The organism is Erwinia oleae, assembly GCF_000770305.1.
GTDB lineage: Bacteria > Pseudomonadota > Gammaproteobacteria > Enterobacterales > Enterobacteriaceae > Erwinia > Erwinia oleae.
Genome location: NZ_JNVB01000014.1, coordinates 56,588 through 79,618, shown reverse-complemented (window position 1 = coordinate 79,618; position 23,031 = coordinate 56,588). Strand labels below are relative to the sequence as shown.

The window sequence follows — 23,031 nt, the reverse complement described above, 5'->3', positions numbered from 1 at the left end:
ATATTTTAGCTGTAAAAGTGAGCCTTACTCATGCTGTACCGCCGTTTCGAACGACTGATCGATGTTTTTCAGGACGCGCCTGGCAACGTACCGCCCGGCAGCGTCTGGGCTTTTTACGTCTACTATCTGCGCCAGGTGTGGCAGAGCTTTGCCATGCTGCTGGTGGTCGGGCTGGTGGGCGCGCTGATCGAGGTGGCGCTGTTTCGCTACCTCAGTACGCTGATCGATATGGTGAACAGCACGCCCGCCGCCACTTTTTTCCGCGATCACGCCGGAACGCTGATCTGGATGGCGGTGGTGGCGCTGGTGCTGCGGCCGGTATTTATCGGTCTGCACGATTTGCTGGTGCATCAAACCATTAACCCTTCCATGACCAGTATGATCCGCTGGCAGAATCATAACTATGTGCTGCGCCAGAGTCTGAGTTTCTTTCAGAACGATTTTGCCGGGCGCATTGCGCAACGCATTATGCAAACCGGCAACGCGCTGCGCGATTCGGCGGTGCAGGCGGTGGATGCGCTCTGGCACGTGCTGATTTACGCGCTGACGGCGCTGATACTGTTTGCCGAGGCCGACTGGCGGCTGATGATCCCGCTGCTGATATGGATTGTGGGTTACGTTCTCTGCATGAAGTATTTTGTGCCGCGCGTGAAGGCGCGCTCGGTTGCCTCTTCTGACGCGCGCTCACGGCTGATGGGCACCATCGTCGATGGCTATACCAATATCACCACCCTCAAGCTGTTCGCTCACAGCGATCTGGAACGGCAGTACGCCCGCGAAGCCATCGTCGATCAGACCGAGAAAACCCGCCAGCAGGGCAGGATGGTGACCAACATGGACGTGGCGGTCACCACGCTTAACGGCCTGCTGATTGTCGGCACCACCGGCCTTGCGCTGTGGCTCTGGTCGCAGTCGTTGATCAGCGTCGGCGCCATTGCGCTGGCGACCGGGCTGGTGATCCGTATTGTTAATATGTCCGGCTGGATCATGTGGGTGGTGAACGGCATCTTTGAAAATATCGGCATGGTGCAGGACGGTCTGCAAACCATCGCGCAGCCGGTCAGCGTGAACGATCAGCCGCAGGCAAAAGCGCTGAAGGTGCACAGCGGTGAAATCCACTACGACGCGGTGAACTTCAATTACGGAAAAGAGCGCAGGGTGATCGATAATTTGCAGCTCACCATCCGGCCGGGTGAAAAAATCGGTCTGATTGGCCCGTCCGGCGCCGGGAAATCAACGCTGGTTAACCTGCTGCTGCGCCTTTATGACCTCGACGGCGGTCGTATCATGATTGACGGGCAGGACATCTCGCACATCAGTCAGGAGAGCCTGCGCGCGCAGATTGGTATGATCACCCAGGACACGTCGCTGCTGCACCGCTCAATCCGCGATAACCTGCTCTACGGTCGGCCGAACGCCACGGAGGCGGAGTTGCAGCAGGCGATCCATCGTGCCAGAGCCGACGAATTTATCCCGCTGCTCTCCGATCCTGAGGGCCGTTACGGGTTGGATGCGCACGTCGGTGAGCGCGGCGTGAAGCTTTCTGGCGGCCAGCGTCAGCGAATCGCTATCGCTCGCGTGCTGCTGAAGGATGCGCCGATCCTGATCATGGATGAGGCGACTTCGGCGCTGGACTCAGAGGTGGAAGCGGCGATTCAGGAGAGCCTGGAAACGCTGATGGGCGGCAAAACCGTGATTGCTATCGCGCATCGCCTGTCGACGATTGCCAAAATGGACAGGCTGGTGGTGCTGGATAAAGGACGTATTGCCGAGATGGGCAGCCACGCTGAGCTGCTGGAGAAGAACGGTCTTTATGCGCGCCTGTGGCGGCATCAGACCGGTGGATTTGTTGGTGAGCACTGAGATCACGGCCCCACTAAGGGGCCGTTTTTTCACGTCAGTGGTTTGATGTCGATGCCAAACGCCTGACCATTAATCATCACCTTCAGGCAGCGCGTGGCAGTGCCGAAGTTGCCCACCACATCGGTTTTACCGCGGATCAACAGTTCGTCGTCGTTGTTAAAGCCCAACCCGACCTTGTCTCTGCCGAGCCAGTGCTGATGGAAGCAGTTGTCCGCCGCCGCATCCAGCACCTTTACCTCGTCGCTGGTTGCCGTTCTGTAGCCTTTGTAGAAGCGAAAGTGGTCGCCTGCGTTAAAGCGATCGTAATCATTGGTATCCAGCAGCGCGATGCAGTAGCCGGTGAATTTTTCCAGCCGCACAAACATTTTTACTTTCCCGTCGCTGCTGCCTGGCTGAAGCAGCACGCGCTTAACCGGGACGGAGCCTTGCCCCACCCAACTGCCGATATAGCTTTTGGCATCTTTCTTTTGCAGATAGATATCGGCGCAGCCTTCCGCCGTTTTATCGGTAAAGTCGGTTTGGGTTGCCGTTACGCTGCTGTAAAAAGCCGTTCCCACCAGATGAATATGTAGCTGCGCCGTCTCCAGTTTGATAAAAAACTCACCGAGGTAGAACCATCTTTCATTGCCGGTGCGGTTATCCATGTAGTCAGGCGAGGTCAGATACTGATAATTGATCGAGCCGTTGATATTGACGCCATGGTTCTCAATGCGCACGTCGCCCCGTTCGAATTCGGAAACCAGATCCCAGCTTTCGCCCGTTTCCGTGAAGTCCAGTCCGACGGTACCCTGCTGATTGAACTGAATATTAATAATACGACTGTAGTGGCACGCCAGCGCGTTCTGGCAGTCTTCAATGCTCAGCGCATTAAGCGTCCACTGACCGTTGGAAATATTACCCGGAAACTCCGTATGCTCAATCCAGCCATTCCAGATGACCGACTGACCGGCACGCTGAAGATCGATGGCCGGTTTTTTCGTGCAGTACTGAATATTGAAATTCGACAGCTCAATAGCGGTAATATGATCCCATTTGCCGCTGGGGTTATCAGACCAGGTGGCATAAATCACCGTATCGGTACATTTTTTGGCATACCACTGATCTATTTTACAGTCGAGCGTATCCAGCATATCCAGCCCGCGTCCGCCCAGGTTGAGAAAATTAACGCTGGTGACGCGAACATACTGACCGGCCTCAATGACGTTTTTATAAAAGCCTTTGGTATTGGGCGCGCTGTCGGTGCTCTGGCCGTCAACCTCCAGCCCGGAAATCACCATATAGCGGGCGTTGACGGAAAACATCACCTCGCCATTCTTTTTATCCGATATCAGCGAGGTGGCAGGATAATAGCCGGAATTGACATGCTCGCCGGCCAGTCTGAAACGGTTAATTTCTTTTGCGGAAATATCGAAAGAGGAAATTAAAAACGTACCCGCGGGAAATTTGATGCCGATATGAGGATAGTTTGCCTGCGCCCAGTTCCACATATGCGTGACCGCATCTTTACAGTCAAGTTTCCCGCCGGGCACGGCGCCAAAGGCGACCACGTTAACGTCGTTATAATCATTGATCGCTCTTTTCCAGCGTGCGCCTTTTGGCGTAACAAGCGTGATGCCATAATCCTCTTTGCTGGAGGTGTCGCTGACGTCGTGCACAAATACGCCGCCGCCGTAGGTGCTGCCCGGCGTGTATTCCATGACCACCACGAACTCCGAAGGAAAAGCGGGTTCCCGATGGCGCAGTGTGTCGACGTTGGCGACGGTGGTGACGCCGCTCCCTGCGCCTTCCAGCGCCGCCAGTTCAATAATTACCTTGCCGTATTCAACGTTTTTACCGTTTTTATCCAGCACCGTTAAGCTGTTGGCGGCGGCGCTGGTTGAAGACGATTCGGGACGTTTCGATGTCATAACGGTAGCCTCGTGTCATTTATTATTTTAAAGAACCGTTATTAATTATATCGTGGGGTGATTTATAATTCGGTTAATGCCGCCTTTAAAAAAGTTAAAACACACGCTGAGAATTAATTATTTTTCCAGGCTGATGTTAGTTAACCGCTTTTAATTTTTTTGCGAAAAATATTACAGAATTACCTTAGTGAAAATAGTGTATTGAGTGGGCCTTTTATCTCATGCCTGTTAATTATTATTGTTGAGTAAAAAATAGTTTTTATTTCTGACTAATTATCGGGGAGGAATAATGATTTATCCTTTTATTATTATCCACCCACACTATGCTTCGCGTCGATAAGGTAGCGAATCGCGCGCTTCTTCCGCCCAGGCGCGCACGCCATCCCGCTCCTCTTGTAGATACGCCTCAACCGCCTCTTGCAGGCCCTGATGGCGCAGCAGGTGCCAGGATTCGGTCAGCACTGGCTCAAAGCCCCGAATCAGCTTGTGCTCGCCCTGCGCGCCTGCATCGAAGCGCGACACACCCTGCGCGATGGCGTAATCCATTCCCTGATAGAAACAGGTTTCAAAATGCAGACGGTCAAACTCCGCCAGACAGCCCCAGTAGCGACCGTAAAGCGTGTCGCCATCAATCAGGCTGAACGCCATCGCCGCCGGTTGGTCATCGAGCGTTGCCAGCACCACGCGAATCGCTTCCGGCATCCGCTCTGCCAGCAGGCTGAAGAACGTGCGCGTCAGATAGGGCCGCTGGCCGCGCACCGCGTAGGTATTGGCGTAGCAGGTATAAACGAAGTCCCACTGCGCTTCGCTGAGCCTGTCGCCACTCAGCCAGTGGAATTCGAAGCCCTGATCGGCAACCAGCTGGCGCTCTTTGCGGATCTGCTTGCGTTTGCGCGACATCAGCGTGTCGAGGAAGTCCTGAAAGTCACGGTAGCCAGGATTGCGCCAGTGATACTGGCAACCCAGCCGTTGCAGCCAGCCGGGCTGCTGCGCCATCAGACGATGGTCATCGGCGTTGACAAAATTGATGTGCGCGCTGTAGAGCTGATGCTGCGCCAGGAAGTCGGGCAGCGCCTGAAGCAGCGCGCTTGCCGCCGCCGGGTTGCCGGGCAGCCTGCTGCCGGTGACCGGGGTGAACGGCACTGCCGCCAGCCATTTAGGGTAATAGGGCACGCCCGCGCGATGGCAGGCATCGGCCCAGCCGTGGTCGAAAACGTATTCACCCCTGGAGTGGCTCTTCGCGTAGCCAGGCGCGGCGGCCAGCAACTTACCGTTTTCCATCCACAGCAGATGCTGCGGCTGCCAGCCGGTGTCCGCGCCCACGCAGCCGCTCTCTTCGAGCGTATTCAGAAAGGCGTGGCGCAGGAAAGGCTGACTCTCGATCAGGGCATCCCACTGGCTGGCGGCAACATCGGCCAGACGCGTGACTAACTTCAACGACATGAGGCGCTCCATATTGACTGCGAGGTTTTAAAGTGACGTTTTTTGCCGGTAAGATCAATATCAGCAGATTTTTTACCTTCCGCGTTGATAAAGCTTGCGTCGCGTCGAAAGATGACATAAATAGCGATGAATAAATCAACAAAATAATAAACCTCACCCTCCTGCTAAAAAAATGTGCCAGACGCTGGCATTTTCATCGTGTCCGGCGCCGCTGAGGCGAAAAAAAGGGCCAGGGTAGTTGCGACAGAGAATTGGACATGCCAGATGATTAGTCGTCGTCGGTTCATTATGGGAACAGGAGCCACGTTACTTGCCATGACTGCCGGAAAGCTGTTCGCCAGAGAAGATATTATTCCGCTGTGGCAGGACGAGCCGCCCGGCGGCGGCGGGCCGCGCGGGCCGCTGCACGTTTCGGCCAACGGCTCGTGGTCAAATATCGTCAGCCCGGCCATCCAGCGTTTTCAGCCGGAAGAGCCTAACGGATCGGCGGTGCTGATTGCTGCCGGTGGCGGTTACCGCTGGATCGGCATGGGCGGCGAAGCCTGGCCGGTGGCGCACTGGCTTAACGCGCGTGGTTATACTGCCTATGTACTGAGCTATCGCCTGCCGCGAGAAAAGTGGCGGGCAGGCAGTCTTGCGCCCTTACAGGATGCGCAGCGCGCCATTCGCCTGGTACGTTCACTGGAAAGAAAGGTGCATCTGCTGGGCTTCTCTGCGGGCGGGCATCTGTTCGGCATGGCCGCCGCACGGCCCAATTTCGCCACTTACGCGCCGCAGGACGCGCTGGATCAGGTCGTGCCGGTCGTGGACTCAGTGGGTCTGATCTACCCGGTGATCACCCTGGAGCCGCCCTACACGCATACGTCGACGCACCTCCAACTGGTGGGCAAAAATGCCTCGCGCAATGAAGAGGCAAACTGGTCGGTAGAAAATTATGTGACGCGCAGCTTCCCGCCCACTTTCCTGGCGCAGGCGGAAGACGATCCTGTCTCTAATCCGCACAATACCGTCATCATGCACGACACCTGCCGCCGGATGGGCGTCTCCGTCGAGCAGATCAACATTACCCGCGGCGGCCACGGCTTCGGACTGGGCCGCGCGGGCACGCCTGCCGCGCTGTGGGATGAAGCCTACGCGGTCTGGCTGGCGGCCCGCCGGTAAGCGATTCTGGTGATGGCATCGGCGGCAACCTGTGAAAAATCAGGCGGCATGTGAGCCACGCACAGAGCGGCCAGATTCAGGAAAAGAGCTATTTGCAGGGGAAAGAAACGGAGGCCTGAACGGCCTCCGCGACAGGTTATGGCCTTCTGAACAGCGCGATACTGCGCCCTTCCAGCTCAAAATCTTTCTCTTTGGTGATCACCAGGCCGCGTTTCGCGGTGTCGGAGGTGGTGAGCTCCAGCACCCAGCCGCCTTCGCCAAACTGCGGAATGCGGAACGGCACGTTGCCTTCAAACGGGTTGAACAGCATCAGCACGTCGTGCCAGATACCTTCTTCCGGCTGGAGATCTTCACGTCCCAGATAGACGCCGAGCGTGGAGCCCTCGTCCCACTGTTCCGCCTGCTGAAAACCGCCGCCTGCGTTAAACCACTTGATGTCCATTCCGTCGCGCCAGTTCTCACGGCGCAGCAACGGCTGCTGCGCCCGCAGTTTGATCACCTGGCGAGTGAACTGGCGCAGCGCCTCGTTGCTCTCCGGCAGATTGTCCCAGTGAACCCAGGAAACCTCGTTGTCCTGGCAGTAACCGTTATTGTTGCCCATCTGGCTGCGGCCGAATTCGTCGCCCGCTAGCAGCATCGGTGTGCCGTGAGAGAAGAACAGCGTGGCGAGGAAATTGCGCTTTTGCCGTTCGCGCACCGCGTTGATGCCTTCGTCATCCGTCGGGCCTTCGGCGCCATAGTTGTAAGAGCGGTTGTCGTTATGGCCGTCGTTATTGTCTTCGCCGTTCTCGTCGTTGTGTTTCTCGTTATACGAAACCAGATCGTTAAGCGTGAAGCCGTCATGAGCGGTAATGAAGTTAACGCTCGCCCACGGCCTGCGTCCGCGCTGATCGTAAAGATCGCCGGAGCCGAGCAGGCGCGCCGCGAAATCGGTTGAAACGTTGTCGCCTTTCCAGTATTCGCGCACCGTATCGCGATACTTATCGTTCCATTCGGCCCAGCCTGGCGGGAAGCCGCCTACCTGATAGCCGCCGGGACCGATATCCCACGGTTCGCCAATCAGCTTCAGTTTTGATAACACCGGATCCTGCATCACCGCGTCGAAAAAGCCACCGCGCTCGTTAAAGCCTTCTGGTTCACGTCCCAGAATGGTACCAAGATCGAAGCGAAAACCATCGATATGCATCGATTCTGCCCAGTAACGCAGGGAATCCATCACCATCTGCAACACGCGCGGGTGTGACGTATTGACGGTGTTGCCGGTGCCGGTGTCATTGATGTAATAGCGGTGCTGATCGGGCATGGTGCGGTAATAGGAGAAGTTATCGATACCCTTCAGCGACAGCGTCGGGCCAAGCTCGTTGCCTTCAGCGGTATGGTTATAGACCACGTCGAGGATCACCTCGATACCGGCGTCGTGAAACGCGCGCACCATGTCACGAAAACCCTGAATCCCCTTCGGGCCGTAATAGCGCGGCACCGGCGAGAAAAAGCCCAACGAGTTGTAGCCCCAGAAGTTTTTTAATCCCTTATCCAACAGGTGCTGGTCGTCCGGGAACCAGTGCACCGGCAGCAGCTCTACCGTGGTAACGCCAAGGCCTTTGATATAATCAACGGACGCCTGATGTCCCATGCCTTCGTAAGTGCCGCGCAGTTCTTCGGGCAGGGCGGAGTTGAGCTGCGTGAAACCTTTAACGTGCGTCTCATAAACCACGGTCTCAGACCACGGAATGGAGGGACGATTGTCGTCCTGCCAGTCGAACTCGCCCGCATCGATGACCCGGCACTTTGGCGTGAAGGGCGCACTGTCGCGCTCGTCATAGGTCAGATCTTTGTCTTCATGCAGCAGTTCGTAGGCAAAATGCGCCTCATCCCATTCAATCTCACCGGCAAACTCGCGTGCATACGGATCGATAAGCAGCTTATTAGGGTTGAAACGGTGACCATTTTCCGGATCGTAAGGGCCGTAAACGCGATAGCCATACAGCGCGCCGGGTTGCAGGCCCGGCACGTAGCCGTGCCAGATCTCATGGGTGTATTCAGGCAGATCCAGCCTGGCGATTTCGTTTTTGCCGCTCTCATCGTAAAGGCAGAGTTCGACGCGCTCCGCGTGCGCTGAGAAAAGGGCAAAATTGACGCCCTCGCCATCAAAGTTGGCGCCAAGAAGCTGGCTGTGCCCTGCCGTAATTTCAAAAGGCTTGTCGTTTGACATTCATTCCACTCCAGATAAAACAGCGATTTGTGTTGTTTTTATAACTTTTAAATCAAAGGCTAAGCAGAATAACCGGCGATCTGCCATCGTCAGCCTGTGGATGCACCCTGTCGGTCAGGCTGACTTCTTCTCCACTGAAAATGTTGCGATAACGACGGTTGGCCAGCGCGGCGGGCAGCGCCACCTCCGCCTCCGCCGGGCCGCCATCTTCAATATCGAAGGCAAGGCGCGGTGCGACCACAATCAGCGCGTCGTCGCCTTCGGTGCGGGCGAAGGCGACATAGTGCGCGGCCCGCTTGCCGGTAGCAGGAAGCGGCAGATAGTCGCCCCGGCCAAACAGCGACGGCTTCTGCTGGCGTAAAGCGAGCACGTTAGCAATCACCTGTTGCTTCAGGCGTCCGCTGTACCAGGCATCATCGTCGCTGAACGCGGGCGGCCGATTGTTTTCCGCTAGCTGTTGCAGCGCGTCGAAGTCAGGTTCGCGTCGGTTATCAGGATCGACCAGACTGAAATCCAGCCTTTCGCTGCCCTGATAAATATCCGGCACGCCCGGGGCGGTCAGTTTGATCACCGTTTGCGTCACGCCGTTCACCAGGCCGGCGCGAACAAACGGCTGGAGCGTTTGGGTAAAGTCCCGCAGGAACGCGCTGGAAGGCGTCAGCAGATGGCGCGCATAGCCGAGCACCGCCTGCTCGTAGGCATCGTTGCTGTCGCCCCAGTTGGTGCGCAGCTTCGCTTCACGCAGCGCTTTCCCGACAAAGCCGATAAAGCGTTCTTCCAGTACCTTCAGGTCCGCGTCATCATCCGGCTGAAGCGTGGTTGGCCAGACGCCCGCCAGCGCCTGATACAGCAGCCATTCCACGGCCGGTTCCGGCGCCGGGCCATCGTCGAGCGCGTGAACGTGCGCGGCGTTGATCCCGCGCCAGCGCGCCACGCTTTCGCGCCATAACTCCGGCGCTTCGGTCAGCGTATAGAGCCGTGCGCGGGCGTCTTCGCCGCGTTTGGTATCGTGGCTGGAGGTGCCGGACAGCGCATCCGGCTGGCGCGCCAGGCGCGTCTCCATCTCCGCATGGAAGCGATCGAGCGAAAAATCGCGCGGCAGCGGTTCGGCGCCCACTTCGTTCAGCGCCAGCGCCATGTTCTGGCGGAAGAACAGCGTGTCCTCGATGGACTTCGCCATCAGCGGGCCGGTGAGCTGTTGGAAGCGGATGCGGAAGGTGGCCGCCTTCTCAGCGGCAGCGACGTCTCCGGTGAGAATGCGGACAAGGAAATCGAGCGCGGCGGGATCGGGCGCGGTGGCGCTGCGTTTTACCGTCCCGACCACCTGTTGCAGCCGTTCATGGCTGTCCGCAGGCAGCCCTTCAGCGGTGCCGTAGGTGCGGTAAACCGGGAAGGCGACCAACAGCTCGCGCAGCGCGGCGCGGGCGGCGCTCTCATCCAGCGGCGCGCGTTCTGCGTCTGCAATCGCCACCGCCAGCTTCAGCAGCGTGGTAAATTCGCCTTCAAAATTTTTGTCGGCCATCAGCAGCTTGGCGTCTCGCAGTTCGCCGGCCATATCCACCGGCGCGCCGACGATCTGGTCACAGGCGCTGCGCAGCGCGGCAATATTTTTGCCGTCCACCAGCGCGTCAGAGAGCGAGGCGATAAATTCATAACCGGTGGTGCCGGAAATCGGCCACGTTTCCGGCAGGTGTTCGCCTTCACCCAAAATCTTCTCGACCGTGATGTAGCATTCTGGCCCGGCCTGCTGGCGCAGACGCGTCAGATAGGCATTGGGATCGGCCAGTCCGTCCACGTGGTCGATGCGTAGCCCATCCACCGCGCCGCTGTGAACCAGTTCCAGAATCAGCCGGTGGCTGTCATCAAACACCGCGTCGTCTTCCACGCGTACGCCCACCAGCCCGGTAATTTCAAAAAAGCGGCGATAGGAGAGGTCGCGACGCGCATCCCGCCACGACGTCAGACGCCACGGCTGACGTTCGTGCAGGTCGGCAAGAGCGGCTTTATCGGTGAGTTTCAACACCGCCTCTTCGCGGCCCTGCCAGCTTTCGGCAACCAGCGGATAGCGGCTTTCAAAGTAGGCCAGCGCCGGTTTGCCGCTCTTTGCATCACGCTTTACGCTGATGTCGCCGTTTTCCAGCACGCGTTCAAATGTATCGCCAAGAAAAGGCAGCGTCAGGCGGCGCGACCAGTCGATGTCAAAGTGCCGCGCGTAGCGGCTGCTTTCGCCCTGCTCAATCACATCGCGCCACCAGGGGTTTTCCAGCGAGGCGGCCATATGGTTCGGCACGATATCGAGGATCAGCCCAAGTCCGGCCGCTTTCAGCGCCTTAACCATGCGGTCAAAGCCTTCGCGACCGCCAATAGCCGGTTCGATTTCGTTAGCATCGGTCACGTCGTAGCCGTGAGTTGAACCCGACGTGGCGGTGAAGATGGGCGAGGCGTAAAGGTGACTGATGCCGAGCCGCTTCATATAGGGCACAAGCGCGGCGGCGCGGTCAAAGGTCATGCCGTTCCGGAACTGAATACGATACGTGGCGGTTGGGATCTTCACGCTGTCTCTCCTGAAGCAAGGCGGACAATAATGGAATGCGTTGGCAGATCGCGGCCTTCCTGCGGGAAGGCAAAAAGGATCTCACCGGGCTGGTCGGGTAGCGGCTGCGTTTTATCGCCCACGTTCAGCGCCAGAGAGAGCGTGCCCTGCGGGAACGTCCAGCTGACGGCGAGAAAACCTTCCGCCGTTTGCACGATGTTGCCCGCGTTGCCGCCCGCCGTGGCGAGGAGCGGTACAATACGCTCGCGGCGCAGCGTCAGCAGCTCGCGGGTGAAGGTCAGCCACGCTTTGCCGCTTTCGCTTTCCGGCTTGCGCCAGTCCAGTTTCGACATCTCAAAGGTGGTTTTTGCATTCGGATCGGGCACGCTTTCGCCTTCGTGTCCGGCGTGGCCGGCAAACTCCTTCGCGCGCCCTTCACGTACTGCTTTCGCCAGATCGCCGTGGAAATCGGTAAAGAACAGGAAAGGATGAGTTTCGCCGTACTCTTCGCCCATAAACAGCAGCGGAATATGCGGCGAGCAGAGCAGCGCGGCCAGCAGTACTTTCGTCCGTTCCTCACCTGCCAGCGTAATCAGCCTTTCGCCCTGCGCACGGTTGCCCACCTGATCGTGGTTCTGGATAAAATCAACAAAGGCGACCGGCGGCTGTCCGGCGCTGTTCACGCCGCGCTTTTCGCCTGACTGCGACGACACCTCGCCCTGATAAGCGAACCCTTCCGCCAGCACGCGCGCGACGTGTTTTTCCGGCTGATGGGCGAAGTCTTTGTAGTAGGCATGGGTTTCGCCGGTAGCGAGAACGTGGATGGCATTATGGAAATCATCATTCCATTCGCCGGTAAACAGCGGCGCGGCGCCGTTTTCATCGCGTGGATGCAGGAAAATGACGTTGCGGCTGTCTTCCGTGGTCAGATGGATCGGGCGATCGGCGATCTCTGCGCGAATGCGCTGCGCAATCTCAATCAGCACGTGCTGAGCAGAAATATCTTCAATCTGATCGATGGCGTCGAAGCGCAGGCCGTCAAGGTTGAACTCCTGTAGCCAGTAGAGCGGCGCTTCAACGATGTAGCGACGCGCGGCATCAACGTCATAGGCAATACCGGCGCCCCACGGCGTCATGCGCTCTTTGTGGAAGAAGTCCGGCGCCAGCAGCGGCAGGTAATTGCCCTCCGGGCCAAAGTGGTTAAGCACGATGTCCAGCACCACCGACAGACCCAGGTCATGGGCGGCATCAACAAAGGCTTTAAACTCTTCCGGCGTGCCGTAGCTGCTTTGCGGCGCGTAGAGCAGTACGCCGTCGTAGCCCCAGCCGCGGCTGCCGCCAAACTGCGAAAGCGGCAGCACTTCGAGCATAGTGATGCCGAGTTCGGCAAGGCGGGGCAGTTTTTCGATAGCGGCGCGGAAAGTGCCTTCCGGCGTAAAGGTGCCGAAGTGCATCTCATAAACCACTGTTTCAGTCCACGGGCGGCCTTGCCATGCGGTGTTGCGCCAGCGGTAGTGGGCAGGATCGATGACCAGAGAAGGGCCATTGACGTCCGCTTTCTGCGCGCGTGACGCCGGATCCGGCACGATCGTGCCGTCGGCGAGCACAAAATTGTATTCCGCGCCGGGTGAAACGCCTTCTGCCACCAACCCGAACCAGCCATCGCCGTCGGGTTTCATTGCTTTGTCTTCGCCGGAAAGCCGGAGGTTCATCGTCTCATGGCCTGGCGCCCAGAGACGGAAGCGGACGGTGTCGGTGGCGATGAACTCAGCACCCCAACTTTTAAGAAATGATTTGGACTGCATCAATTGCCTCTTTTGACATAGAAATGAGCCGGGAGAAGACGCTCGAAGAACAATCATAGACCATTATTTGCGAGTGGATGGGCGCTGAAGCGAGACGCGGCGAACCGCATTATCCGGCGAGCGTGGAATGACAGAGTAGCGAATGAAAATGCGGGTGCGAGACTTATGGCTCACCGACCTTCACTAATGCATTTTACATTTCTGTTATTCAGGTAACTTTCTCTAAAATCAGCCTGTTAATAACGCTTTTGACGCGTTGGAGGAAAAATTATTCAGTGCCTGCTGATAATTATGCTGAAAAACGTTTATAAGGAAGGACAAATTTTTTTATGTGCTTTTTTTTATTTTATTCAGGAAGTTGGTTATTTTCCTGTTGGTTCACTTTTTTTCAGTTAATGCGCCTTGCCAGCGCCACTATTATTTATTCTGAACCAGCGTTTACTTTTTGAGCTAAACTATATGCTATGAAAAGAGAATAATTTTCTTTTTTTAAAAAAGAGGTAAATAAATGCAATTTCACAACGAGATGATGAGTCATTCAATCATTGGTGAAGCGGCAATGAACCTCGCTTTGCGTAATGAGGAAATTTGCGTTGCGACGCTGATCCGTCAGTTAGAAATAATGCATGAAAACGCGTCAGGCGAACTGCGGGCCGAACAAATAGTGCAGGCCAGGAACTGGCTGCGCAGCTATGTGAACGTGTCCAGCCGCGATAGTCATAAGACGCATCATGGAATGATGGCAGAACTCAGTCAGGAAAAAGGAAGTGATGCCGCAAGCGCTATTCGGCTGCCAACGCAAAGAGAATAATGTGGTCAATACGGGCGCCTCCGGGGTGCCCGGTTTCGCGAACCTGATGCCATTCTGCTCGCTACTTCTCTTCTCTCAAGGCCCTTCAAGTCTGAAAATTTATCTATAAAATAATACATTAGCGCTATTCAGGGTGTTCATCGCAGGGAGAATGAAAAAAAATCTGTACAAGTTTGTATTACTTGTATAACTTTTAATGAGAGAGATTGACCATCCGATAACTTATCCTGTGAGGCTCCCCATGCAATATAACGAAAGCGTTTCAACCTCAACAAATGCTATAGCTCGCTACTTCTCCAGGGCGGCGATGCCTGTTCAGCAGGAGACGTTGGGAGAGATTGTGGTGGAGATATTGCAGTCGGGTTGTAGCCTGAACCGTAAGGCAATTTGCTCAAAGCTTTTACAGCGCCTCGAACTGGCTTCAGGTTCTGAAGAGGAAAAACATTATCAGCAGCTCATCGCGCTGTTATTTACTCACTGAAGTTGTCAGGGGGAATTGTCCGCTCCTTCTGTTTTGCAGCTGGTAATAATGCCTGGCACAGCCGACAACGTTTTTGTTCCTTTTAGTAAATATATGTGCCAAAGAAAACTCTGAAAAGCCTTATCCAGATATTAGCTATCTGAATAAGGCACAATAATACGTTTACGAAAATATTTATCTACTTCCATTCCATGTGGGCCCCACAGGAACAGAGCCATTTACTGGCATTTGTGATACAGCCCCTTGAACGACTTTTGCATTATGCCTGCAACGGCGCCCATGCCTGGTAATTCACCATAAACGCCGAATGTCGCGCCCCAGGCTGCACCTGACATAATTCTCTTTACTATCTCAGAGTCAGGATCGGCAAGTGGATCTCCCACACCGCCAACGAAAGTAATGTCCCGGTCACTCCGTTTTATCATGTTGAACGCCTGTAAAAGAGAAAATATATGGCCAGATTTGCCGACATGGATAGTGCAGATGATGCCCAACAAAAAAGGATAAAATTATCTAAAGATGTATAGTGTATATCGAGTAAATGATTTACAAAAGGATAAATAAAACAGATTGCTATTGATGTTATTGACATAATTAACATGTCATATTTTATATGGCTTCCTTTATTTCTTTTTCTTTTATAAAAAAAGAAACAGGCCATTATTGAAAAGAAAACCGGTGAAAATGAAAAATCAAAAAAAGACATAATGCGCTCTTTACTAAAGGTATGGTAATTTTTTTATTGGTAGTTAAGTAAATTTTATAATATGGAATATATCGATACTGTTTGTGATGCGTATCACATCAGGTAAGATTCAAATGTTGAATGCGGACATTTATAAATTTTTCTAAAATAATTTTAGGACTTGCTCACCGCTACTGCCCATGCAAGCGCCACCAAACTGATTTATTCTCATTCCGCCAGCTCAGCCGGAAACTCGCGTCGTCTTCGGTGTCTCCCGATTTCCGTCTCCACCCGTTATTGCTGTATTCATTCTGTTTATAACGGCAAGCATATTGCCGCAACGACAACGTCAGAGCGAGGCTTATTTTGAGTGAAGAGTTGAGCGGACCCTGTACGGAGAAGATAATTTTAAGCGAACAGCGTTTCAGCATGTAACTGCGATGAAGAGAACAGGCACAGAGAGGGATGATGAAATAAAGAATACCGGCCGCCGGTACTTATATTTGTATCGTGCGGCCGGAATATTTTTTTACCTGGTGTTGGTTGCCCCGTCTGACTGACCCAAAGGGTTCAATCTTTTCCGGTTCAACGTGAGTGATTATAAATAACTCCACGCAAAGCGTAAGCTGTACTTAAGTACTGTTAATGCATGCTTTGAAAATGAGCGGGTTAACAAGAATTTGCACGGGCAACGGCAATTTTTTTCTACCGATTTTTTTACCTTATTCATCAGGCGAATAGCGCAGGTTATGGCAAATTACCCGGCCGATTTTTTAAGAAAAATCAGAAAAAAACTGGCGCGTTTTTTTTAAAAAGACAGGAATATTTATGTTTTGATGCTTTCCGACCACTTTCTGGCGTAAAAAAAGCCAGCGCTGGCTGGCTTTTTTATACCACGGGATTGTTAACGCATGGTGACAAACTCTTCCGCGCCGGTGGGATGGATGGCGACGGTGTTGTCAAAGTCTTTTTTGGTAGCGCCCATTTTGAGTGCGACCGCAAAGCCCTGGAGCATTTCATCCATGCCGTAACCAATGCCATGGATGCCAACGATTTTCTCTTCTTCGCCCACGCAGACCAGCTTCATCCGGCACGGCTGGCGATGCTGCGTTACGGCGGTGTACATCGCCGTAAACGACGATTTATAGACTTTCACCGCGTCATCGCCATACTGCTCGCGCGCCTGCGGTTCGGTCAGGCCCACGGTGCCGACAGGCGGGTGGCTGAAGACCACTGTCGGCACGTTGCTGTAGTCCAGATGCTCTTCCGGCTTGTTATTGAACAGGCGTTCGGAGAGGCGACGTCCTGCCGCAACCGCAACCGGCGTCAGCTCGACGGCACCGGTGTTGTCGCCCACCGCGTAAATACCGGCAACGCTGGTGTTCTGGTACTTATCAACGTCAATGTAGCCTTTTTCCGTCAGCTTCACGCTGGTCACGTTAAGGTTCAGGTTGTCCGTTTCCGGCTCGCGGCCAATTGCCCATACCAGGCAGTCAACCGTCTGTTCTTTGCCGTTTTCCAGCTTCAGCGTCAGGCTGCCGTCACCGTTTTTTACGATTTCCTGAGGGACAGAGTGGGTATGCAGCGTCGGGCCTTCGGCATTCAGTACCTCAACCAGCGTATCAACAATCAGCGGATCGAAGGTGCGCAGTGGCGCGTGCTTACGCACAAACAGATGCGTTTCCGATCCCAGCGCGTTAAGCACGCCTGCGATTTCTACGGCGATATAGCCTGCACCGACAACCGCCGTACGTTTTGGCAGCGCGTCCAGTTCAAAAAAACCGTCAGAGTTAATGCCGTATTCGGCGCCGGGAATGGACGGCAGCGTAGGGCGACCGCCGGTGGCGATCAGAATATGATCGGCGGTAATTTTCTCGCCGTTAACCTCAACGGTGTGCGCATCAACAAAGCGTGCGTAGCCTTTAATCACATCAACATTGTTTTTACCCAGCACGTTATCGTACGAGGTGTGAATACGATCGATATAGGCGCTGCGATTTTTAACCAGCGTGCTCCAGTCGAAGCGGTTCACCGTGGTATCGAAGCCGTAATCCGGGCCGTACTGGTGGATCGCTTCGGCGATCTGCGCCGCATGCCACATCACTTTTTTCGGTACGCAACCCACGTTTACACAGGTGCCGCCCAGCTCTTTGGCTTCGATCAGCGCGCATTTTTGTCCATACATAGCAGCGCGGTTGATTGAAGCAATGCCGCCGCTGCCGCCACCGATGGCAAGATAATCATAATGTTTGGTCATCGAGAGGGTTCCCTGATCCAGTGAAGTAAATTGGCATAGAGTGTAACGCTACTCGGCGGATTGCCGCAAAGTTTGCGTCTATGATTGTGATAGGAGCGGCGCGCCTGCCTGAGCGATAATCCACGTTTACGGTGGCCAAAATGCCGCTCCGTCTGTCAGAGGCAATAAGGGATCGCATGGAACTTCAATTCTTAGGTACCGGGGCGGGTACGCCAGGCCGTCAGCGCAACGTGACCAGCATTGCGCTCAGCCTTGAGGGCGTCCGCAGCGGCTGCTGGCTGTTTGACTGTGGCGAAGCCACGCAGCATCAGATTATGCGCTCACCGGTGAAAATCGGCAAAATTGAGAAGATTTTCATCACCCATCTGCACGGCGATCATATTTTTGGTCTGCCGGGGCTGCTGACCAGTCGCTCGATGAACGGTATCAGCGACGCCATCACGCTTTACGGGCCAAAGGGCATCAAAGCCTTTGTGGAAACCACCCTGAGCCTGAGCGGCTCCTGGCTGACCTTTCCGCTGGACATCGTGGAAATTAGCGCGGGCGAGATCCTGAACGACGAGCATTTTCGCGTGACGGCCTGGCCGCTGACGCATCCGGTCGAATGCTACGGCTTTCGTATTGAAGAGCATGCGCGGCCCGGCGCGCTGGACGCCGATCGCCTGCTGGCGGATGGCATCCGGCCGGGCAAACTGTTTCAGCAACTAAAGCGGGGCAGGACGGTGACCATGGAGGACGGGCAGGTGGTGAACGGTCGGGATTACCTTGGCCCCTCAATGCCGGGACTGACGCTGGCAATTTTTGGCGACACCAGCCCGACAGCCGCCGCGCGGGAAGTAGCAGCCAACGCCGACGTGGTGGTGCATGAGGCGACGTTGGAAGCCGCCATGGCGGAGAAGGCTAACAGTCGCGGCCACTCTTCAACGGTGCAGGCCGCGACAATGGCAAAAGAGGCGGGCGCCAAAAAACTGATTGTCACCCATCTCAGCTCACGGTATCTGCGCGAAGACACGGCGCGCCTGCTGGCGGAGTGTCGGGCGATTTTCCCTAATACTGAGATGGCGCATGACTTTGCGGTTTTTCCGCTGTAAAGCGGGCCTACTCGGGCACGATCCAGCTGACTCTGGCATGGCCCGTTCCGCCTGGCACCAGCTTTTTGTGCAGCCACGGCAGCACGGTATTCATCTGCTCTTCGAGCTTCCATGGCGGATTCACCACCACCATGCCGGAGGCGGTCATGCCGCGTCGATCGCTGTCCGGCAGCACCGCCAGCTCTGTCTGCATAATGCGGCGAATACCGCTGGCTTCCAGCCCGGCAAACAGCCGTTTGATTTGCTGGCGCATCACTACCGGATACCAGAGCGCGTAGGTGCCGGTGCCGAAGCGTTTGTGCCCCTCTTTAATGCCGTCCACCACCGCCTGATAATCCGACTTGATTTCATAGGGCGGGTCGATCAGCACCAGGCCACGCCGCGACGGCGGCGGCAGCTTTGACTTCAGTTGCTGATAGCCGTCGCTGCGTTCGGTGCGCGCGCGCTCGTCTTTCAGAAATTCATTGCGCAGTAGCGGATAGTCGCTGGGGTGCAGCTCGGTCAGATGCAGCTTATCCTGCGGGCGCATCAGATGGCGGGCAATGAGCGGCGATCCCGGATAGAAGCGCAGCTTGCCGTTGGGGTTCAGCGCACTCACGCAGCTGATGTAGCTCTCCAGCTCTGCCGGCAGGTCGTCCTGCTGCCAGATACGGGCGATACCTTCCAGATACTCGCCCGTGCGCTCGGCATGTTCGCCACTGAGCTGATAGCGCCCGGCTCCCGCGTGGGTATCAAGGTAAAACCAGGGTTTTTCCTTCTCATTCAGCGCGCTGACGATCAGGCTTAGTACGGTATGTTTGAGGACGTCGGCATGATTGCCGGCGTGAAAACTGTGGCGATAACTGAGCATGTAGTGAGATCTGTCCGGTGGGAAAAGGCAATCGTGCCGCCGCGGCGGCACAGGTTGCAGGCAGTATACCTTTATAGCGGCAAAAATGCGCTAACCAGGCAGGCGTTGCAATACCGGATAGGTAAAGAACAGCAGATGCAGCATGTTAAAGGCGAAGTGCGCCAGCGTGGCCACCCACAAACGGCCGCTCCACAGCCAGGCCAGGCCATAAATCACGCCCGCCATGCTGGCGAAAATAACCAGCAGCACGCCGCCGGAAAGGTGCGCCAGACCAAACAGCAGCGCGGCCAGCAGCAGTCCCCATACGTTGCCAATCCACTGACTCAGCCGCTGTTGAATATAGCCGCGAAACAGCGCTTCCTCGGCCAGCGAAACGAAGAACAGATTAGCCAGCGCGAACGAACCGAGCCAGGCGGGCCAGTGAAGCTCCACATCCAGGCCGCCGATCACCGTAGCGATAAGCAGCAGCACCGGCATCGACATCAGCAATACCAACCACCACAGTCGGTTAGCGGGCGGCACGCCGGGCCTTTTCAGCAGCGTGGGCATGCAGCCCAGCAGCAGAAAGGGGATCATCGCCTTGTCAAAATTGTAATAGAAGGTGAAAGGCGCGCTCTCAGGGCCGGCCTTAACGCCGGAAACAATCAACTGATTATTAAAGCCCGGCACCAGATGCAGCATCAGCGTGATGGCACCGACAACGAGGACGATTTCGCCGGGCAGAGAGAAAACCGACTGGCCGCGCGCCTTCGAGCAGTAAACGGCAACCGCACCGGTTATCAGAAGCGCAATGATGGCGAGCGGCTGGAGGGTATGATCCCAGATTGCCATCGCCAACGTCACCGCCAGCAGCGATAACGACACGCGCAGGTTAAAGGGTAAAAAAAGCAATGAGGCGGCAAATAAGTACCACATAAACAGGCTCCCTGTGGATTTGAATACTGCCATTACGGCATGGCGGGGCAAGTATGCTATTTGCTTCTCTGCCAGGCAAACGGTTCTTTGTCGTAGGGCGCGGCATTGATTTTCAGCGCGCTTAGCCTCATGTTAATGTGATTGCGCATTCAACTGCGCCTCACTTACCGATCATGACAACAAGGACCGCGCTATGACCAATCCGCTACTTTCCCGTTTCACTCTTCCTCCTTTCTCCGCCATTAAACCCGAACACATCGTTCCCGCCGTGACCGAGGCGCTGGCGGCGTGCCGTGCGGAAGTGGAGAAGGTGGTGGCTCAGGGCGCACCTTATACCTGGGAAAACCTGGTTCAGCCGCTGGCTGAAGTTGACGATCGCCTTGGCCGCCTTTTTTCACCGGTAAGCCACCTGAATTCGGTTAAAAACAGCCCGGAACTGCGCGAAGCCTATGAGCAAACGCTGCCGCTGCTCTCTGAATACAGTACCTGGGTTGGCCAGCACGAAGGGCTTTATCAGGCGTACCGCAATCTGAAAGAGAACAGCTACGCGCAGCTGGATGCCCCGCAGAAGAAAGCGGTGGACAATGCGCTGCGTGATTTTGAGCTATCCGGTATCGGCCTGTCGAAGGAGAAGCAGAAACGCTATGGCGAAATCGCCGCGCGCCTCTCCGAACTGGGCTCGACCTACAGCAACAACGTGCTTGATGCGACGATGGGCTGGAGCAAACTGATTACCGATGAATCCGAGCTTGCCGGGATGCCGGAAAGCGCGCTGGCAGCGGCCAAAGCGCAGGCCGAAGCCAAAGAACAGCAGGGCTGGCTGCTGACGCTGGATATCCCCAGCTACCTGCCGGTCATGACCTATTGCGACAACGCCGCGCTGCGCGAAGAGATGTACCGCGCCTATTCCACCCGCGCCTCCGACCAGGGGCCAAACGCGGGCAAATGGGATAACAGCAAGGTGATGGAGGAGGAACTGGCGCTGCGCCACGAGCTGGCTCAGCTTTTGGGCTTCAGCTCGTTCGCTGAAAAATCGTTAGCCACTAAAATGGCGGAGAACCCGGCGCAGGTCACTGATTTCCTGAACGATCTGGCGAAGCGCGCGCGTCCGCAGGCCGAAAAAGAGCTTGAGCAACTGCGTGCCTTTGCGAAGAAAGAGCATGGCATTGATGAGCTGAACCCGTGGGATCTGACGTACTACGGCGAAAAACAGAAGCAGCATCTGTACACCATCAGCGACGAGCAGCTTCGTCCGTACTTCCCGGAAGAGCGCGCGGTCAACGGCCTGTTTGAGGTGGTTAAACGTATTTACGGCATCACCGCCAGGGAGCGTAAAGACGTGGATGTATGGCATGACGACGTCCGTTTCTTTGACCTCTTCGACGAAAGCGGCGAGCTGCGCGGCAGCTTCTATCTGGATCTCTACGCGCGTGAAAACAAACGTGGCGGCGCCTGGATGGACGACTGCGTTGGGCAGATGCGCCTCGCCGACGGCACGTTACAGAAGCCAGTTGCCTATTTAACCTGTAACTTTAACCGTCCGGTCAGCGGCAAGCCTGCGCTGTTTACGCATGACGAAGTGACCACGCTGTTCCACGAATTCGGCCACGGACTGCATCATATGCTGACCCGCGTCGAAACCCCCGGCGTGGCCGGTATCAGCGGCGTGCCGTGGGATGCGGTAGAGCTGCCAAGCCAGTTTATGGAGAACTGGTGCTGGGAGCCGGACGCGCTGGCGTTCATTTCCGGCCATTATGAAACCGGCGAACCGCTGCCGCAGGCGCTGCTCGATAAGATGCTGGCGGCGAAAAACTATCAGGCGGCGCTGTTTATTCTGCGCCAGCTTGAGTTCGGCCTCTTCGATTTCCGCCTCCATGCAGAATTCGATCCGGCGAAAGGCGCGCAGATTCTGGAGATGCTGCGGGAGATTAAGAAACGCGTTGCAGTGGTACCAAGCCCGGCATGGGGCCGCTTTCCGCATGCCTTCAGCCACATTTTCGCCGGCGGTTACGCGGCAGGCTACTACAGCTATCTGTGGGCCGACGTGCTGGCGGCGGATGCCTACTCGCGCTTCAAAGAGGAAGGGATCTTTAACCGCGAAACGGGCCAGTCATTCCTTGATAATATTCTGACCCGTGGCGGCTCGGAAGAGCCGATGGAGCTGTTCAAGCGCTTCCGTGGACGCGAGCCGCAGCTGGATGCCATGCTTGAGCATTATGGTATTCAGGAACAGTAAGTGAACATCTGTTTAGTCGATGAATCGGGCGCCGGAGACGGCGCCTTATCTGTTTTAGCAGCGCGCTGGCAGCTTCAGCAGGATGACAACGCGTTGATGGCGCTGGTCATGACCGGCGAGCATCTGGAACTGCGTAAGCGCGATGAGCCAAAGCTGGGCGGCATCCGGGTGGATTTCACCAGCGGCGCGATGGATCACCGACGCCGTTTCGGCGGCGGGCGCGGCGAGGCGGTGGCGAAGGCGGCAGGCATCAAGAGCGGCTACCTGCCCACGGTGATCGACGCCACGGCGGGCCTCGGGCGCGACGCCTTCGTGCTGGCCGCGCTGGGCTGTGAGGTAAGGATGTTTGAGCGCCATCCGGTGGTTGCCGCGCTGTTGGATGACGGGCTGCAACGCGGCTATCGGCATCCGGAGATCGGCGGCTGGCTGCGGGCACGGCTGACGCTGATCCATGCTTCCAGCCTGGCAGCGCTGGCGGCGATCGACGACAGGCCAGACGTGGTGTATCTCGATCCTATGTATCCGCACCGGCAAAAAAGCGCGTTGGTGAAGAAGGAGATGCGGGTGTTTCAGTCGCTGGTGGGGGCTGATGACGACGCGGACGGCCTGCTGGAACCCGCCCGGCGGCTGGCGAAAAAACGCGTGGTGGTGAAGCGGCCCGACTACGCGCCGCCGCTGGCAGGTATCGCGACAACCTCAGCGATCGTCACCAAAAGCCATCGCTTTGATATCTATCCACCGCTGGGATGATGAGTAAACGGGCGAGCCTGTCGCCCGTTTA

The 23,031-nt window shown here is 56.1% G+C and carries 15 protein-coding genes; 7 read left to right on the top strand and 8 right to left on the bottom strand.

Translation table 11 applies throughout. The features are described 5' to 3' along the window. Positions 1–30 precede the first annotated feature (30 nt). Positions 31–1,863, top strand: a complete 1,833-nt coding sequence (locus GS12_RS06650; RefSeq protein ID WP_034945117.1) for an ABC transporter ATP-binding protein — start codon at positions 31–33, stop codon at positions 1,861–1,863. A 29-nt stretch (positions 1,864–1,892) separates the two neighbouring features. On the opposite strand, the gene GS12_RS06645 is transcribed toward GS12_RS06650, so the two are convergent. Beyond that, a complete protein-coding gene (locus GS12_RS06645) occupies positions 1,893–3,770 on the bottom strand; it encodes a hypothetical protein (RefSeq protein WP_052118371.1) in 1,878 nt (625 codons plus the stop codon). Between the two features lie 321 nt (positions 3,771–4,091). Next, the gene (locus GS12_RS06640; protein ID WP_034945114.1) at positions 4,092–5,213 is read right to left on the bottom strand and encodes a GNAT family N-acetyltransferase; all 1,122 of its coding nucleotides are present in this window, start codon (positions 5,211–5,213) and stop codon (positions 4,092–4,094) included. A 264-nt stretch (positions 5,214–5,477) separates the two neighbouring features. Between GS12_RS06640 and GS12_RS06635 the strand changes: the two genes are divergently transcribed. Beyond that, positions 5,478–6,374: an alpha/beta hydrolase gene (locus GS12_RS06635; RefSeq protein WP_051937271.1), complete on the top strand. Its 897-nt coding sequence runs from the start codon at positions 5,478–5,480 to the stop codon at positions 6,372–6,374. A gap of 136 nt (positions 6,375–6,510) precedes the next feature. Here GS12_RS06635 and glgX read toward each other — a convergent pair whose 3' ends face one another. From glgX to treZ, 3 genes are read right to left on the bottom strand one after another with little or no spacing between them, the layout of a single operon-like run. Continuing rightward, positions 6,511–8,586: a glycogen debranching protein GlgX gene (glgX, locus tag GS12_RS06630; protein WP_034917825.1), complete on the bottom strand. Its 2,076-nt coding sequence runs from the start codon at positions 8,584–8,586 to the stop codon at positions 6,511–6,513. A gap of 52 nt (positions 8,587–8,638) precedes the next feature. Next, positions 8,639–11,140 carry a malto-oligosyltrehalose synthase gene (gene treY / locus GS12_RS06625; RefSeq protein ID WP_034945111.1) on the bottom strand — a complete coding sequence of 834 codons (2,502 nt, stop codon included), beginning with the start codon at positions 11,138–11,140 and terminating at the stop codon, positions 8,639–8,641. Next, positions 11,137–12,924, bottom strand: coding sequence for a malto-oligosyltrehalose trehalohydrolase (gene treZ / locus GS12_RS06620; RefSeq protein WP_034945108.1), 1,788 nt, complete (start codon positions 12,922–12,924; stop codon positions 11,137–11,139). Before treZ ends, treY begins: the two co-directional genes overlap by 4 nt. Before the next feature lie 508 nt (positions 12,925–13,432). Here treZ and GS12_RS06615 point away from each other — a divergent pair. Both GS12_RS06615 and ycgZ read left to right on the top strand, forming a co-directional pair. After that, entirely contained in the window at positions 13,433–13,735 is a 303-nt protein-coding gene (locus GS12_RS06615; protein WP_051937269.1) for a hypothetical protein, read from the top strand. A 241-nt stretch (positions 13,736–13,976) separates the two neighbouring features. Further along, on the top strand, positions 13,977–14,216 hold the full coding sequence (gene ycgZ, locus GS12_RS06610; protein WP_034917819.1) for a regulatory protein YcgZ: 240 nt from the start codon (positions 13,977–13,979) through the stop codon (positions 14,214–14,216). Positions 14,217–15,805: 1,589 nt separating this feature from the next. On the opposite strand, the gene gorA is transcribed toward ycgZ, so the two are convergent. Further along, positions 15,806–17,158 carry a glutathione-disulfide reductase gene (gorA, locus tag GS12_RS06600; RefSeq protein ID WP_034945101.1) on the bottom strand — a complete coding sequence of 451 codons (1,353 nt, stop codon included), beginning with the start codon at positions 17,156–17,158 and terminating at the stop codon, positions 15,806–15,808. Positions 17,159–17,334: 176 nt separating this feature from the next. Here gorA and rnz point away from each other — a divergent pair, with 176 nt between their 5' ends. After that, positions 17,335–18,249 (top strand): ribonuclease Z, encoded by a 915-nt coding sequence (rnz, locus tag GS12_RS06595; RefSeq protein WP_034945098.1) that lies wholly within the window; start codon positions 17,335–17,337, stop codon positions 18,247–18,249. A 7-nt stretch (positions 18,250–18,256) separates the two neighbouring features. Here the strand turns inward: rnz and GS12_RS06590 are convergent, their stop codons facing one another. Then, a complete protein-coding gene (locus tag GS12_RS06590; protein ID WP_034945095.1) occupies positions 18,257–19,099 on the bottom strand; it encodes a 23S rRNA (adenine(2030)-N(6))-methyltransferase RlmJ in 843 nt (280 codons plus the stop codon). Between the two features lie 90 nt (positions 19,100–19,189). Further along, positions 19,190–20,014 carry a CPBP family intramembrane glutamic endopeptidase gene (locus GS12_RS06585; protein ID WP_034917808.1) on the bottom strand — a complete coding sequence of 275 codons (825 nt, stop codon included), beginning with the start codon at positions 20,012–20,014 and terminating at the stop codon, positions 19,190–19,192. Between the two features lie 193 nt (positions 20,015–20,207). Between GS12_RS06585 and prlC the strand changes: the two genes are divergently transcribed. Continuing rightward, entirely contained in the window at positions 20,208–22,250 is a 2,043-nt protein-coding gene (prlC, locus tag GS12_RS06580) for an oligopeptidase A (RefSeq protein ID WP_034945092.1), read from the top strand. After that, the gene (rsmJ, locus tag GS12_RS06575) at positions 22,251–23,000 is read left to right on the top strand and encodes a 16S rRNA (guanine(1516)-N(2))-methyltransferase RsmJ (RefSeq protein ID WP_034917805.1); all 750 of its coding nucleotides are present in this window, start codon (positions 22,251–22,253) and stop codon (positions 22,998–23,000) included. Positions 23,001–23,031: the final 31 nt, after the last annotated feature.